The organism is Hyphomicrobium sp. (assembly GCF_019753045.1).
GTDB lineage: Bacteria > Pseudomonadota > Alphaproteobacteria > Rhizobiales > Hyphomicrobiaceae > Hyphomicrobium_B.
Map to the genome: position 1 here is coordinate 91,780 of NZ_JAIELN010000001.1, position 14,033 is coordinate 105,812.

The 14,033-nt window shown below is 59.5% G+C and carries 13 protein-coding genes; 10 read left to right on the forward strand and 3 right to left on the reverse strand.

Annotated elements, in window-relative coordinates; translation table 11 throughout:
* Window positions 1-10: 10 nt before the first annotated feature.
* The 6 genes from K2Q04_RS00410 to hutX all read left to right on the forward strand — a co-directional run bounded on the left by K2Q04_RS00410 (window position 11) and on the right by hutX (window position 4,296).
* The gene (locus K2Q04_RS00410; RefSeq protein ID WP_291157784.1) at window positions 11-922 is read left to right on the forward strand and encodes an ABC transporter substrate-binding protein; all 912 of its coding nucleotides are present in this window, start codon (window positions 11-13) and stop codon (window positions 920-922) included.
* A complete protein-coding gene (locus K2Q04_RS00415; RefSeq protein WP_291157787.1) occupies window positions 919-2,004 on the forward strand; it encodes an iron chelate uptake ABC transporter family permease subunit in 1,086 nt (361 codons plus the stop codon). The genes K2Q04_RS00410 and K2Q04_RS00415 overlap by 4 nt, the downstream gene beginning before the upstream one ends.
* A 3-nt stretch (window positions 2,005-2,007) precedes the next feature.
* Complete coding sequence (locus tag K2Q04_RS00420; RefSeq protein ID WP_291157789.1) at window positions 2,008-2,829, forward strand: heme ABC transporter ATP-binding protein; 822 nt, start codon at window positions 2,008-2,010, stop codon at window positions 2,827-2,829.
* Window positions 2,826-3,236 carry a VOC family protein gene (locus K2Q04_RS00425; protein ID WP_291157792.1) on the forward strand — a complete coding sequence of 137 codons (411 nt, stop codon included), beginning with the start codon at window positions 2,826-2,828 and terminating at the stop codon, window positions 3,234-3,236. Before K2Q04_RS00420 ends, K2Q04_RS00425 begins: the two co-directional genes overlap by 4 nt.
* A 182-nt stretch (window positions 3,237-3,418) precedes the next feature.
* Window positions 3,419-3,769, forward strand: coding sequence for an antibiotic biosynthesis monooxygenase (locus K2Q04_RS00430; protein WP_291157795.1), 351 nt, complete (start codon window positions 3,419-3,421; stop codon window positions 3,767-3,769).
* A gap of 5 nt (window positions 3,770-3,774) precedes the next feature.
* Window positions 3,775-4,296, forward strand: coding sequence for a heme utilization cystosolic carrier protein HutX (gene hutX, locus K2Q04_RS00435; RefSeq protein WP_291157798.1), 522 nt, complete (start codon window positions 3,775-3,777; stop codon window positions 4,294-4,296).
* Window positions 4,297-4,379: 83 nt separating this feature from the next.
* Here the strand turns inward: hutX and K2Q04_RS00440 are convergent, their stop codons facing one another.
* From K2Q04_RS00440 to K2Q04_RS00450, 3 genes are all read right to left on the reverse strand, one after another.
* Window positions 4,380-5,750 (reverse strand): HAMP domain-containing sensor histidine kinase, encoded by a 1,371-nt coding sequence (locus K2Q04_RS00440; RefSeq protein ID WP_291157801.1) that lies wholly within the window; start codon window positions 5,748-5,750, stop codon window positions 4,380-4,382.
* The gene (locus tag K2Q04_RS00445; protein WP_291157804.1) at window positions 5,737-6,414 is read right to left on the reverse strand and encodes a response regulator transcription factor; all 678 of its coding nucleotides are present in this window, start codon (window positions 6,412-6,414) and stop codon (window positions 5,737-5,739) included. Before K2Q04_RS00445 ends, K2Q04_RS00440 begins: the two co-directional genes overlap by 14 nt.
* A gap of 144 nt (window positions 6,415-6,558) precedes the next feature.
* Window positions 6,559-7,824, reverse strand: coding sequence for a multidrug effflux MFS transporter (locus K2Q04_RS00450; protein ID WP_291157807.1), 1,266 nt, complete (start codon window positions 7,822-7,824; stop codon window positions 6,559-6,561).
* 3 nt (window positions 7,825-7,827) lie between these two features.
* Between K2Q04_RS00450 and K2Q04_RS00455 the strand changes: the two genes are divergently transcribed.
* From K2Q04_RS00455 to K2Q04_RS00470, 4 genes are all read left to right on the forward strand, one after another.
* A complete protein-coding gene (locus K2Q04_RS00455; protein ID WP_291157810.1) occupies window positions 7,828-8,271 on the forward strand; it encodes a hypothetical protein in 444 nt (147 codons plus the stop codon).
* Window positions 8,272-8,319: 48 nt separating this feature from the next.
* Complete coding sequence (locus tag K2Q04_RS00460; protein ID WP_092868704.1) at window positions 8,320-8,880, forward strand: NYN domain-containing protein; 561 nt, start codon at window positions 8,320-8,322, stop codon at window positions 8,878-8,880.
* A 699-nt stretch (window positions 8,881-9,579) separates the two neighbouring features.
* A complete protein-coding gene (locus K2Q04_RS00465) occupies window positions 9,580-12,744 on the forward strand; it encodes an efflux RND transporter permease subunit (RefSeq protein ID WP_291157815.1) in 3,165 nt (1,054 codons plus the stop codon).
* 14 nt (window positions 12,745-12,758) lie between these two features.
* Window positions 12,759-13,943 carry an efflux RND transporter periplasmic adaptor subunit gene (locus tag K2Q04_RS00470; protein ID WP_291157817.1) on the forward strand — a complete coding sequence of 395 codons (1,185 nt, stop codon included), beginning with the start codon at window positions 12,759-12,761 and terminating at the stop codon, window positions 13,941-13,943.
* Window positions 13,944-14,033 lie beyond the last annotated feature (90 nt).

A 14,033-nucleotide genomic window follows, 5' to 3' on the forward strand; every position in this document is an offset into this window, starting at 1 on the left:
GACGCACGATATGGGCGTGGCGACACGACGATTTGCAATTGCTGGCGCAGCGCTCGCACTAGCCGGGTTATTGACTGAACTCGGCCTTGATCGCTCCCGCGCTGTCGCAGCTGATGCGGCCGCGGTACGGATTCTGTCTCTCGGTGGCGACGTGACAGAGATCCTTTACGCGCTCGGGCAGGAGCAAAAGATCGTCGCCGTCGATACGACGAGCCAGTTTCCCGCGAGTGCCCTCACCGACAAGAAGTCGGTCGGATACCTGCGCGCTCTCTCTGCCGAGGGTGTGCTTTCCATGAATCCAACGCTCATTATCGCGTCCGAGCAGGCTGGACCGCCCGAGGTCGTCAAAGCCATCAAGGGCAGCGGCGTCCAATACATCGATATCGCCGAAAAGCAGACGGCTGAGAGCGTGCCTGAAAAGGTTCGGCGTATCGGCGACGTTGTCGGCGCTCCCAGCGAAGCCCAGACCCTTGCGTCCAAAATCGAGGCTGATTTCGCGGCTCTCGAAAACGACCGCAAGCAGATCAAAGATCGCAAGAAGGTGCTGTTCGTTCTCGCCGTTCAAAACGGCCGGGCGACAGTCGGAGGCGCGGGCACCGGCGCTGATGCTATCCTGCAGCTTGCCGGCGCCGACAATGCAGCGACCGGCGTCAACGGCTACAAGCCGGTGAGCGATGAACAGCTGGCCGAGTTTTCTCCCGACGCGGTCGTCGTCATGAGCCGCGGCTCCGGCGATCGCCATGGCGCCAATACAGCGCTGACGCTGCCGGGTCTCAGTCAAACCCCGGCCGTGAAAAACAAAAGTCTCATCGAGATGGACAGTCTGTATCTTCTCGGCTTCGGACCGCGCGCCCCTTCAGCCGCGCATGACTTGATGAAGGCTCTCTATCCCGAGCCGGGCCAGACCGCTGCTACGCCGTGACAGCCATCGATGCCAGGTTTGCTAAAGTCGCCGGTGCGGTGAGGCCTGCGCGAGCCAAGGTTTTCCTTGCGCTCACGGGGCTGCTGCTCCTTTCGGCGATCTTGTCGCTCGCCATCGGGCCGACCGGCGTATCGCTGCAGTCACTGCCCCGCGCGCTCGCGGCGACCGCCGGCTTTGCGGCCGATTCCGCCGCTGAGCGAGACAGGCTGGTTCTGATCGATCTCAGACTGCCACGAACGTTGCTCGCTGCTTTCGTCGGCGCGGCTCTCGCAACGTCGGGCGCGATGATGCAAGGCCTATTCCGCAATCCACTCGCAGACCCGGGCCTTATCGGCGTTTCTTCGGGCGCAGCGCTTGCAGCGATCGCAACGATCGTGCTCGGTCACGGGATCGCCGCACCCTTGATCGCGCCTCTCGGAATTTACGCATTGCCGATCGCTGCATTCTTCGGCGGCCTTATCACGACGATCACGCTTGTCGCCATCGCGGCGCGCCGGGGACGGCTGTCGGTTGGAACGTTGCTGCTTGCCGGCATCGCTCTCGGAGCATTGGCTGGTTCGCTCGGCGGATTTCTTGCGTACGCGAGCGATGACCGGGATTTGCGAGATCTGACGCTCTGGTCCATGGGCAGCCTTTCCGGTGCGAGCTGGCAGAAAGTTTTTGCCGTTCTTCCGTTTGCTGCCGCGATCTGTCTCGCAGTTCCGCACCTCGTGCGCGGGCTCAACGGATTTCTGCTCGGAGAGTCGGAAGCGATGCACCTCGGCATCGATACCGAGCGGACAAAGCGGATTACCATCGCGACCACGGCTGCAGCCGTTGGCGCAGCCGTTGCCGTTGCCGGCGTGATCGGCTTTGTCGGCCTCGTTGCACCTCACGTCATGCGGCTGATTTCCGGCCCCGATCATCGTGTCGTTCTTCCGGGAAGCGCCATTCTCGGTGCGACGCTCGTCATCGTTGCCGACATCATCGCGCGCATGGCGATACGGCCCGCAGAGCTGCCCATCGGCATCGTGCTCGCGCTCGTCGGTGCACCCGTGTTTCTTCATCTCGTGCTGAGGCGCGGCATCGGTGGGGGAGAATAGGTGATGCTTGAAGCGCGCAGCGTTTCGGTAGTGGCGGGCTCGAAGCGGCTCATCGACGGCGTGTCGCTCGCGATTACGCCCGGCCGCCTCACCGCCGTCATCGGCCCGAACGGGGCCGGAAAATCTACCTTGCTGCGCGTTTTAGCGGGGGAGCTCAAACCGAGCGAGGGCGCAGTCTTCCTCGACGACACCGATCTCCGGAAAGTGCCGGTCGGCCGCCTCGCGGCACGCCGATCGGTCGTCGCGCAATCGACGACTCTTTCATTTCCGTTCACAGTTCTCGAAGTCGTCATGCTGGGCGCGACAGTGCCGGGATTTGGCATTCGCGATTGTGCTGCGGCGGATGCTGCACGCGAAGCACTAGACGCCGTCGGTTTGGCAGAATTCGAAACGCGGATGCTCAACGAGCTTTCGGGCGGCGAGCGCCAGCGTGTCCATATTGCTAGAGCTCTATGCCAATTGGCCACCGCTCCGCGGCAGCAAGCGGAAACGGCCGCAATCCTGCTCGATGAACCGACTGCGAGCCTCGATCTCAAGCATCAATGCGATGTGCTCGCCCTAATCAAAGCGCAGGCCGAAATGGGACGGGCAGTCATGCTCGTCATTCACGATCTCAATCTTGCCGCAGCATTTGCTGATGAAATCGTACTGATGGCGGCGGGTAGGATCGCCGGAAAAGGTAAACCCCACGACCTCTTGAATGAGGATCTGCTCAGCCACACGTTCGGGTGTCGATTGCGGGTCGTTACGTCCGAAGATGGCGGGCGACTGGTGTTACCTTCGGCCATCACAGGCAAAGCGATCATGGGAGCGGCTGCAGAATGATGACGTTACCTGACGAACTGGCTGCCAAAGGCGTAGCGGTGCCATTGGCTATCCCCGTCCTGCTTTCAACCAACATCGAACGCTCGGCTGAAATCTATGACAGCAAAGGTTTCGTCGTCGTGCACCCTGCGCATAACTATCTGATCCTGCGCCGGCGCGCTGTGGAGCTGCATATATCTTCCGTTGCGGTCATTCCCGAACCGCATTGCGTCTCCGCCTACATTCGCGTCAACGACGTCGACGAATGGCATTCCGCATTCAAAAACGGCCCGTCCAAGCGGCTATCGGAGGTTTCGGACAAGCCTTGGGGAATGCGGGAATTCCACTTCATCGACGATGACGGCAATCTTCTCAACATCGGCCAGATGCTGCCGACGCACACGGAATACCGCATAGGCGCAGCGTGACGATAATGTTGACTTTTTACGGACACAATAATAGCGTGCCGCCGCGGTAACGCTCCGCAAGCAAGAAGAATTCAAAATGCGTCTTAGGGCACAGTGACTTCCCGTCTCGTAGCTCTGAGATCGTCGGCGAACCGGAAATCCCAGCTCCCGGTTCGCCGTTTTTCTCACAAGAAAGGTGCCAAATGTACATCGCGATGAACCGATTCAAAGTTGAGCCCGGCCTCGGGAAAGATTTCGAGCAGCTGTGGATCTCGCGGGAAGTGCACCTGCATAAAGAGCCCGGTTTCATGTCGTTTCACTTGCTTCGCGGGCCCGAGCGCGAGGACCATCATCTCTATTCATCGCACACGGTTTGGCGTTCATTCGCGGATTTCGAGGCGTGGACGAAATCCGAATCGTTCCGCAAGTCGCATTCCGGCGCCGGAACGACGAAGAAGCTTTATCTTGGCCATCCGGAGTTTGAAGGCTTCGAGGCGATCCAGGAAGTTCGCGCCGACGGTTCGAAATCGGTGTTCGCAGCGGCGGCCGAGTGAGCAGCATGAGCGAAACTCTGACATCCGAAGCTGCCGCACGTCCGCCGCTCCGCGAGCGTTTGGCGAAGAATGCCGACGGTATCCTCGAGCAGATCGCCCGCGAATACGGCGTCAGCACGTTTGAGGCTGTCGAAGCACTTCCGGATGCGCACCGGGCCATTGTTCCCGGCAGCGCTTTCGAGACGATATTGACCGCTCTGACCGCCTGGGGGCCGGTGGTCTTCATTGTTCACACGCCCGACATCGTGCTCGAATGCGAAGGCCCGATCCCGCCCGGCACGATCGGCCGCGGATATTTCAATCTGCATGGCGACAGCCCCATTGGCGGCCACATCAAAGCAGAGAATTGCACGCACATCGTCTTTGTTTCACGTCCCTTCATGGGGCGAGAGTCGCGATCCGTTCAATTCTTCAACGGTGCCGGCGAAGCGATGTTCAAAATCTTCGTTCGCCGTGACGAGAAGCGCGAATTGATCAAGGAACAAGTTGCGCTGTTCGACGAGCTGAGGAAAAGCCTCGCGGGCTAACCACGCTTCGCTCAGAGCTACGGAAATTTCCAAGGGGCGCATCAAAATTGCGCCCCTTATATTTTTGCAGCCGCTGCCTCGGCTCACATGCTCGGGAATCTCACTTCGGCGCGCAGGCCCGGAGCATTGTCGAAGAGTTCGATCTTTGCCGAATGAAGCTCGACGATCGCTGCAACGAGGCTGAGGCCCAAGCCGCTCCCCTCGGTCGAGCGGGCTCGCTCCAAGCGATAAAGGCGGCGAAACACATTCACCCGTTCGTGCTCTGGGATGCTCGGTCCGGTGTCCGAGACTTCGACGACGTGCACGGCGCCGCGCGAAGAGAGGCGGATCGTAATTTCAGTACCCGCCGGGCAATGGCGAATGGAATTCTCGACCAGGTTCGCGACGAGCTGAACAAGAAGTTCCGGATCACCTCGGACGTATGCCGGGCCGATGCAATCACTGACGTACTTCAACTTGTCACCCGCGTCCTCCGCCACGACATCGTAGACGTCGCGGACATCGGCGAGGAGAAGCGAAAGGTCCACCATTACGAAGCGCGATTTGCGAGCGCCAGCTTCGATCTGCGTAATCCGCAACAGCGCGTCGAATGTTTCGGATATGGAATCGATATCGCCGAGCGCGGCATCGATTGCGTTTTGAAAGTCCGCCTTGTCTTCCCCGTTGCGTGCGTCATCCAGGCGTTGGCGCAAGCGGCCGAGCGGTTTCTTCAGATCGTGCGCGATGTCCGAGGATGATTGATTTACGTTCTCGATCAGTCTCTGCAAATCGCCCAGCATGCGGTTCACTTGCAATGCGACCTGGTCGATGTCGTCATGCTGTCCGGAGATCGGAACGCGGGCGGTAATCTCGCCTTGCGATACTCGCGCGAGGGGCCGGGCGAAGGCATTGATGCGATATTGAGCTTCACGTGCAAAATACGCCGCACAAAGAGCAAGCGCGAGGGCCGCCGCGACCACCCCATAGGCGAACAGCTTCAGCAGAAACGATTTCATCTGCTTGACTTCGCTATTATCACTCCCGACGAGGAGCCGCCCTTTGACGAGGGGCCTCCATATCGCCAGAAATTCGTCGTCGGGCTCGCCGCGATCGAGGGTGAGGAATACGTCGGAACGCTTCAGCGTCATCCATTGCTTCGAATCTTTAACGCCCCGAACATTGCCCGCCAGAAAATTGCCGTTCTTGTCGACGAGCTCCATGATGAAGTCGGGATCGCGGACGGATTCGCTTTCGCTGGCGACGAGGGCGACGAGATCGTCGAACGTGCGCTCGCCGTCGAGAGCTGCGAGGGAATCGAGTGTCGTCTCGACGCGGTCGCGAATGTCAGTCACGAGGCGCTCGCTCGCGACGAAATAGACGACCGTGAAAAGCGCCAATATCGTCGTCAGGAAGAACAGCGAGAACGTCGCCGCCAATCGGAATGGCGTGCGTTTGAACAGGTCACGAGCCGTCATGGACCGTGTATCCGCTCCCACGAATGGTATGGATCAGCTCTTTGCTGTAGGGCTTATCGATCTTGGCGCGCAGCCGAGAGATGTGCGTTTCGACGACGCTCGTCTTCGGATCGAAATGGAAACTCCATACGCGCTCCAACAGCATCGTGCGCGTCACGACGCGACCACGATTGCGCATGAGCACTTCGAGCAGGCGAAACTCACGCGGTTGGAGATCGATGATATCGCCCCCGCGCGTCACCCTTCTGCTCACGAGGTCGATCTCTAGATCGCCGACCTTGAGGCGCGTCTCCTCACCTTTAGTATGCGGGCGCCGGGCCAGCGCGTTGACGCGGGCAAGAAGCTCGGAAAACGCAAATGGCTTGACGAGGTAATCGTCGGCGCCGGCGTCGAGACCTTCGACGCGATCGTCTACGCCTCCCAGCGCGGTCAGGAACAGTACGGGCACGCCGCGTCCGGCGCTTCGAATGGTCTTGATGATCGCGAGGCCGTCGAGACCCGGAAGCATGCGATCAAGGATGATCACGTCGTAATTCTCGGCGACGGCTTGAGCGACCGCATCGCGGCCATCGGCGAGGTGGTCAACCGTATGGCCTTCTTCCTCAAGGCCCTTCAAAATATATCGTGCGGTATTCAAGTCGTCTTCAAGCAGCAGAATTCTCATGTCCGTACTGCCCTCGCGCCTCGGAATCGAGCCGTCAGCAAATGACCGTCGCCGCCGCAGCATGTAGTACACGACGCGATAGGTGGCCAGTACGAGATGGCTCCCAGGCGCGCGTTACATAAATTTTAGGTGGCGAAGCTCACTTTACGCCGGGCGGTTCCGTCCGAACAGACCCTTAGAGCCCTCGACATAGAGGACAATAAGGGCTGCAATTATACTGCATACTGCAAATCCCGCGGTTATCGGAAAGATCGAGCCGTCGAAGGATCCACCGACGATGCCGCCCGCGACGGCGGCGATGGCAGTCCCAAGCGAGCCGATGACCGACGACGCCATCCCAGCATTGTGACCTTGCGGCTCCATGGCGAGTGCGTTGAAGTTCGGCGCAATCAATCCGAATAGGAAAAACTGGACGCCGACAGCTGCCGCGAAGAGCCAAAATCCGGCCATGCCCAGAGCGGCCGCCGTCGCCAGAAAGACCGCAACGCCGATGAAGGCTACCAGTGCCGAGTGCGACACCCACCGCATTCCAAGCCGGCCGACCAGACGCGCGTTGGCGAATGACGCGAAGGCGATCGCAGACGCGAGCGCGCCGAAGACGATGGGGAAGTTCTCGCCCATGCCAAACACGCCCACAAAAACCTGCTGCGCGCTCGCGACATAGGCCAGCAAACAGCCGAACATGAAGCCGCCTGCCACTCCGTAACCCGATGTTTGCCGATTGAGGATGGCGGCCATCAGCGATTTTCCGAGCGTCATCGCGTGGTCTGTCCCGAGTGCGGGGCCGGCGGTTTCCGGCAATCTCGTACCGGACCAGACCGCAGCGAGCACCGCCATCGCCAGCAACACAGCGAAGATCCAGTGCCAGTCGCCGAAAAGAACGACGGCCTGCCCGATCGAGGGGGCGAAGACCGGGATCATGATGAACACCATCATCGCAAATGACATCACCCGCGCCATTTGCCGGCCGCTATACAGATCTCGAACAACCGCGACGGCGATGATCCGTGGAGACGCCGCGCCGAGGCCTTGAACCATGCGGGCGATCAGCAGCGTTTCGAACGTTCTTGCAAAAATCGCCCCGAGGGTTCCCAAAATGAAAATTCCGAGGCCGGTCATAAGCACCGGCTTACGGCCGAGGCGGTCTGAAAGCGGGCCAAACAACATCTGGCCCACTGCGAATCCAGCCATATAGATAATGATGACGAGCTGCCGGTCATTGTCCCTGGTGACGCCGAAAGTCGAGGCAATTTCCGGCAACGCGGGCAGCATGATGTCGATCGACAACGCGGTCAGGGCCATAAGCGCGGCGATCAGGAAGACGAATTCGACGAACGGAATCGATAGCGGAATAGCCGGGGTGTCCGGGCGCGACGCTTGAATGCGCGCTTCACGCTCTGACGTGGTCATGTGATGGTCCTGAAGCCTTTTGCGGCCGATACGGGGAACGCCCGTCGCTCAGCGTTGACGCGGCATCTGTCTCATTGCCGCTTTTTCGGGCGCTGGTTAGCACGCGGCTCCCCGTTCGTCACCCAGCCGGCCCATGGCATTTCTGCGACGAATGGGCGGATGGCCGGCACTACGCGCTCGCAAGCGTCCGCAGCTCCGGTCATGCCGAAATTGGCCGATGGCCACACCAATTTTGCTTTCACGACCCATATTTTTTTTAAAAACCGTGGAACCAATTGCCGGGTGCAATCAATGGAGCTGATCTCGAATTCCTGCTGCCAAATTGACCGAATTGGCTGGGACTATTCATTGGCAAATAATTGCCACTCCACCGAACGACGCGAGGCATCGATCAAAACGAACGTGACCGAGAGCCGACAACCATTGACAACCCAGGATATTGACTGAAAATACTCGGTGCGAGGATTCTTCTGCTGCAGGAGTCTGAAACCCCTCATGCATTTTTATCCGACCGAGCGGGTCGCATTATTTATCGATGGCGCCAACCTTTATGCCGCGGCGAAATTGCTCGGATTCGATATCGATTACAGGAGATTGCTCCGGCTTTTTAGGAGCAAGGTGCAGCTTGTAAGGGCGCTCTATTACACGGCGATTGCTGACGAGCAGCAATATTCGTCAATACGCCCTTTGATCGACTGGCTCGAGTATAATGGGTTTTCGATGGTGACCAAGCCATCGAAAGAGTTCGTCGACAGCGCCGGACGGCGACGCATCAAAGGCAATATGGACATCGAGCTTGCCGTCGACGCCATGCGCCTCGCGGGAAATCTCGATCACATCGTGATCTTCTCCGGCGACGGCGATTTTCGCAGTCTGGTCGCTGCTCTGCAGCAAATGGGCAAAAGGGTAAGCATCGTATCGACGCTGCAGACGCAGCCGCCGATGATTGCCGACGAGTTGCGGCGTCAGGCCGATCAATTCCTGGATCTCGCCGATCTCGAAAAGGAGATTGGCCGCGCTCTGAATGGCAAGGGAAGCCCGCAAGGGGAGCTGTAAGCGCTCAGTCCGCGCCGCGATATTGTTTTGCGGTCCCGCGCTTTTTAGGAAATTGCGGCACGCTCTCTCAAGACTCGCATACGCGCGGCAATCGTCACAAAACTGCAAGTCCCACCCACTTTGCAGCCGGGATCGATCTAAAAGCTTGCGGCAGATCAAACTGACAGTATCGGCAATCGGATTTCTCTGGTTTCATATGCTCGTCATTTGTCGATCTCTCGAAGTGCGTTAGCCCCTACCTGCCCAATTTGGCCGCCTCTCTGCCCGTCTGATCTCCCGCTCGGCGATTACGCAGCGCTTTTTCGATCAGTCTCGGGTGCAGCATTTTTCTCGGGGTTTAATTTCATTGAGAGTTGATCGCTGCGAGCGATCTATCATTGGGCATTTTCCCCAAACCGACGAGGGCCGAGCCGGCGTGAATTTCGGACCGTACGACATATCGCCACGCACCTCCCGGATGATTTGTGGCCGCAAAGATACGATTGTCGCCAGAAGAGGCCGTCAAAGCTGGCGAACCTCGCAGGGTTTCCTACTTTTCATCAGACGGACCCTCAGGCATCCGCATATTTACCTCGCCCAAAGATGGTCTCAATGGCTGCTTGAGGTGAGACAGATTTAAGGGCTTAAGAAGGGCAGGCGATCCTAGAACGGGACACCCAAGCCGCCATCTGCGGCTACCCGCATTAATGTGGACGGCGCATGGTCAACTTCTTCATCCACCGGCCCATCTTCGCCTCGGCGATTGCCGTCATCATGGTTCTGGCAGGGACCATTTGCTATTTCCTGCTCCCCGTCTCGCAGCTTCCTGACGTCACGCCGCCGCAAGTCGTTGTAAGCGCGATTTATCCGGGGGCCAGTGCGCAGGTTGTTGCTGATACTGTCACGACGCCGCTCGAACAGCAGATCAACGGCGTCGAGGGCATGACGTACATGTCGTCGTCGAGTTCCAACGACGGCTCGTCCAACATCACGATCACATTCGATGTCGGTTATCCGCTGAGCATCGCCGCCGTCGACGTGCAGAACCGCGTGGCGGAAGCCGCGTCGTCGTTGCCGCCCATCGTCAACCAAGCCGGCATCTCGATCAGGAAACAGAACCCGAATTTCGTTTTGATCGTCAATTTGACGTCGCCCGATCAATCCGTCGATCCGGTGACGCTCAGCAATTACGCCTACCTTCAGATCGTCGATCCGTTGAAGCGGCTGCAGGGCGTGGGCGACGTGCAGATTTTCGGCGAACGACGCTATTCGATGCGGTTGTGGCTCGATCCTGACAAGCTATCCCAGCTCGGGATTACGGCTGTCGACGTTCGGAACGCGGTCGCTGAACAAAACATCCAAGTCGCGGCCGGAAAGATCGGCCAGTCGCCCGCGCCGCCGGGGACGCCCTTCGAGATGCAGGTCAACGCGACCGGGCGCCTGAGCAATCCGGAAGAATTCGGAAATATCGTCGTACGGTCGAACCCGTCCACGGGCGCCATCGTGCGCCTTCGGGACGTCGCCCGCATCGAGCTTGGGGCGCTTCAATATTCGTCGTCGGCATTTTTCGGCAAAGACCCTTCGGTCGTGCTTGCCGTATTTCAGATGCCCGGATCGAACGCGCTCGATCTGCAGGAGCGCGTGCTGACCAAGATGGACGAGCTGTCCAAGCGGTTCCCGAAGGGGATCGCCTACGGCATGCACTATGACACGACCCGCTTTGTTTCAGCGGCCATGCATGACGTGGTTTTCACGCTGCTCGAGGCGTTGATCCTGGTCGTTCTCGTTGTTTACATCTTTCTTCAAAGCTGGCGCACGACGATCATTCCGACGATCGCGATACCGGTTTCGCTGATTGCGACGCTCGTCATCATGCACGTGCTTGGATTCTCGCTGAACATGCTCAGTCTTCTCGGCATGGTGCTGGCGATCGGCCTCGTCGTCGATGACGCCATCGTGGTCGTCGAGAATGTGGAGCGGCAGCTGGAAAACGGCCTCAAGCCGATGGCCGCGGCTTTGAAGGCCATGTCGGAAGTGACGGGTCCGATCATCGCGACGACCGGCGTGCTCATGGCCGTGTTTATTCCCGTGGCGTTCATCCCGGGCGTCTCGGGCCGTCTCTATAATCAGTTCGCGCTAACGGTCGCGATTTCAGTCGGAATATCGGCTTTCAACTCGCTAACGCTCAGCCCTGCGCTGGCCGCGGTCTTCCTTCGCCATCGCGGGCCTCCATCGTTCGTGCTCTTTCGCTGGTTCAACGCCGGCTTCGACCGGATCTCGCACGGATACGCTCACCTGGTGCGCTTCATGATACGCATCCACTGGGTGATGCTCTTCCTTTTCGCGGCCGTGCTCGGCGCCACGTATCTGATCTCCCAGCGCATTTCTTCGACATTTTTGCCCGTCGAAGACCAGGGATACTTTTTCGTCGTCGTCCAGCTACCGGACGGGGCATCGCTCGAACGAACCGATGCCGTCGCCAAGAAGGTCAGAGACGTTCTGGAAAACACCCCGGGTGTCGATATCGTTGGCTCGATCAGCGGCCTCAACTTCCTGACGAACGCGGCGCAATCGAACTCCGCCGTTGAATTCGCCATTCTGAAGCCGTGGAACGAGCGGCCGCCCGAGCAAAGCGCGTCGCGTCTGGTGCAGGCGGTTCGCGGGCAGTTGCTCATGATCCCCGAGGCCGTCGTGCTCAGTTTCGACCCGCCGTCGATACCGGGCCTCGGAACGACCGGCGGATTTGAATTCCAGGTCGAAGATCTGACGGGCCGCGGCAGCACTGCGCTCAACGACGCCACACAGGCATTGATCGCAGAAGCCCGCAAACAACCGGAGCTCGATGCGCAGCAGCTCTTCACTTCGTTTTCGACCTCGACGCCGCAATTCAACTACGATCTCGATCGCTCGAAGGCGAAACTGCTGGGGCTCAATCTGCCCGACGTATTCAACACACTACAGATCTATCTCGGTTCGCTCTATGTGAACGACTTCAATCTTTTCGGGCGCACGTTCCGCGTGACGCTGCAAGCGGACACCAATGCACGCTCCGATCCGTCGAGCCTCTCGCGGCTTTACGTTCGCAACGCGACGGGCGGCATGGTGCCGCTCAGCACGCTCGGCGCGCTGAAGCCGATCGTCGGTCCTGAGACGGTTCCTCACTACAACAACTATGCTTCAGCGCTGATCAACGGCGGCCCCGCGCCGGGCTACAGCACCGGGCAGGCCATTCAGGCCATGGAACGCGCCGCGGCGGCGGCTCTGCCTCGCGACTTCGGTTATGAATGGACCGGCATTACATTCCAGGAACTGAAGGCGGGTTCGATCGCCCTCGTCGTCTTTGCGTTGGCGAGCATTTTCGTGTTCTTGATCCTTGCCGCGCAATACGAAAGCTGGTCGATGCCGTTCATGGTTCTGCTTGCAGTGCCGCTCGCACTGTTCGGCGCGCTCCTCGCGATCTGGGTTCGCGGCCTGCAAATCGACGTCTATTCGCAGATCGGATTCGTCATGCTCATCGGTCTTGCGGCGAAGAACGCCATTCTGATCGTCGAGTTCGCAAAGAGACGACGTCTCGAGGGCTTGTCCATCGTTGAAGCGGCGATGGAAGCGGCGCGGCTCCGGTTGCGCCCCATTTTGATGACCGCATTCGCTTTCATTCTTGGCGTCGTTCCGCTCATGATAGCGAGTGGGGCGGGTGCCGCCAGCCGTCAATCGATCGGAACGACAGTCTTCGGCGGAATGTTGGCGGCGACGCTGCTTACACTGCTGTTCGTTCCGGTGTTTTACGCGGTTATTGAAGAGTGGCGGGAAGGGCGTGATGCCCACACTTCCGGGAAGGTCGACACATCAGGCAGTGATGCTTCGCATCCGGCTGCCGCCGAATAGACAGGGATTTCGCGATGCGCCTTTGGAAGATTATTGGCTTGGCTTTGCTGGTTGCCGCTGGCAGTGCGGCCTACGTTCACCGGCAAGAAATCGAGAAGCTTGTCGCTTCGCTCGAGAAGCCGGCGGCCGAGGCACCCCAGGCTGGCTTCGTCATGCCCGTACCGGTCGAGTCTGTCATCAAACGCCCGGTGAGTATTTATCTCGAATATCCGGCGCGGACGGAATCCATTCGTGACATCACGCTGCAGGCTCGCGTTTCGGGCTACGTCCAGAAGCAGAATGTTCCCGATGGCGCGGACGTGGCCGCCGGCGACCTTCTGTACGTCATCGATCCGCGGGATTATCAAGCGGCGCTCGATCGCGCAAAAGCTCAGAAGCAGCGCGATATCGCTGCGCGGGAATACGCCAGCTCCAGTCTCGAGCGCGGGTCGGAACTCACCAAAAGCGGGTGGCTCGCCAAGGATACGTTCGATCAGCGATCAAGTTCACTGCGCCAAGCCGACGCCGCCATAGCGATTGACGAAGCCGCCATCCGGGAGGCGGAGCTCAATCTTGAATATACCGAAATTCGTGCGCCGTTCGCCGGACGGCTGGGCAAGAACCAAGCGGCGATCGGTGCGCTCATCAACGTTGCGGGTGCTGCCCTCAACACGCTGGTCCAGATCGATCCCATTTACGTGACGTTCAATCCGAGCGAGGCGGATCTCGCCGCCATCCAGAAGGTGCATGCGAGCGGCCAAACGGCGGCGGAGATCTTCGTTCCCGGAGACGACAAGGCGAAGCACAAAGGCACGATCACGTTCATCGACAACAGCGTCGACCGGCTGACTGGGACGCTCACGGCCCGCGCCACCATCGCCAACGCCGATCGCGCGCTCTTGCCTGGGCAATACGTTCGCATCCGCATTCATGCCGGTGAAGACGCCAATGCTCTAATGGTGCCGCAGACCGCACTCGGCTCGAGCCAGCTCGGGAAGTATGTGTACGTCGTCGGCGAGAAGAACATGGCGGAGCAGAAACTGGTGACGACAGGCCCGACGGATGGAGATCTCATCAGCGTGGTCGGCGTGAGCGAGAAAGATCTCGTCATCACTGGAAATCTGCAGAAGATCGGGCCTGGATCTCCGGTGCAGCCTCTCACCGCTCCGCCACCGCAGGCCGGCGAGAAGCGCACTGTCACAACCGGCGCCGTCAATTAAGTTCGAATAGCGCTCAAAGAGAAAGGCGCGGCCGGCTCACGTAGAACTCAGCACGCGCCTTTTTTATTCGTCTCGGGCTTGGCCCCGCGC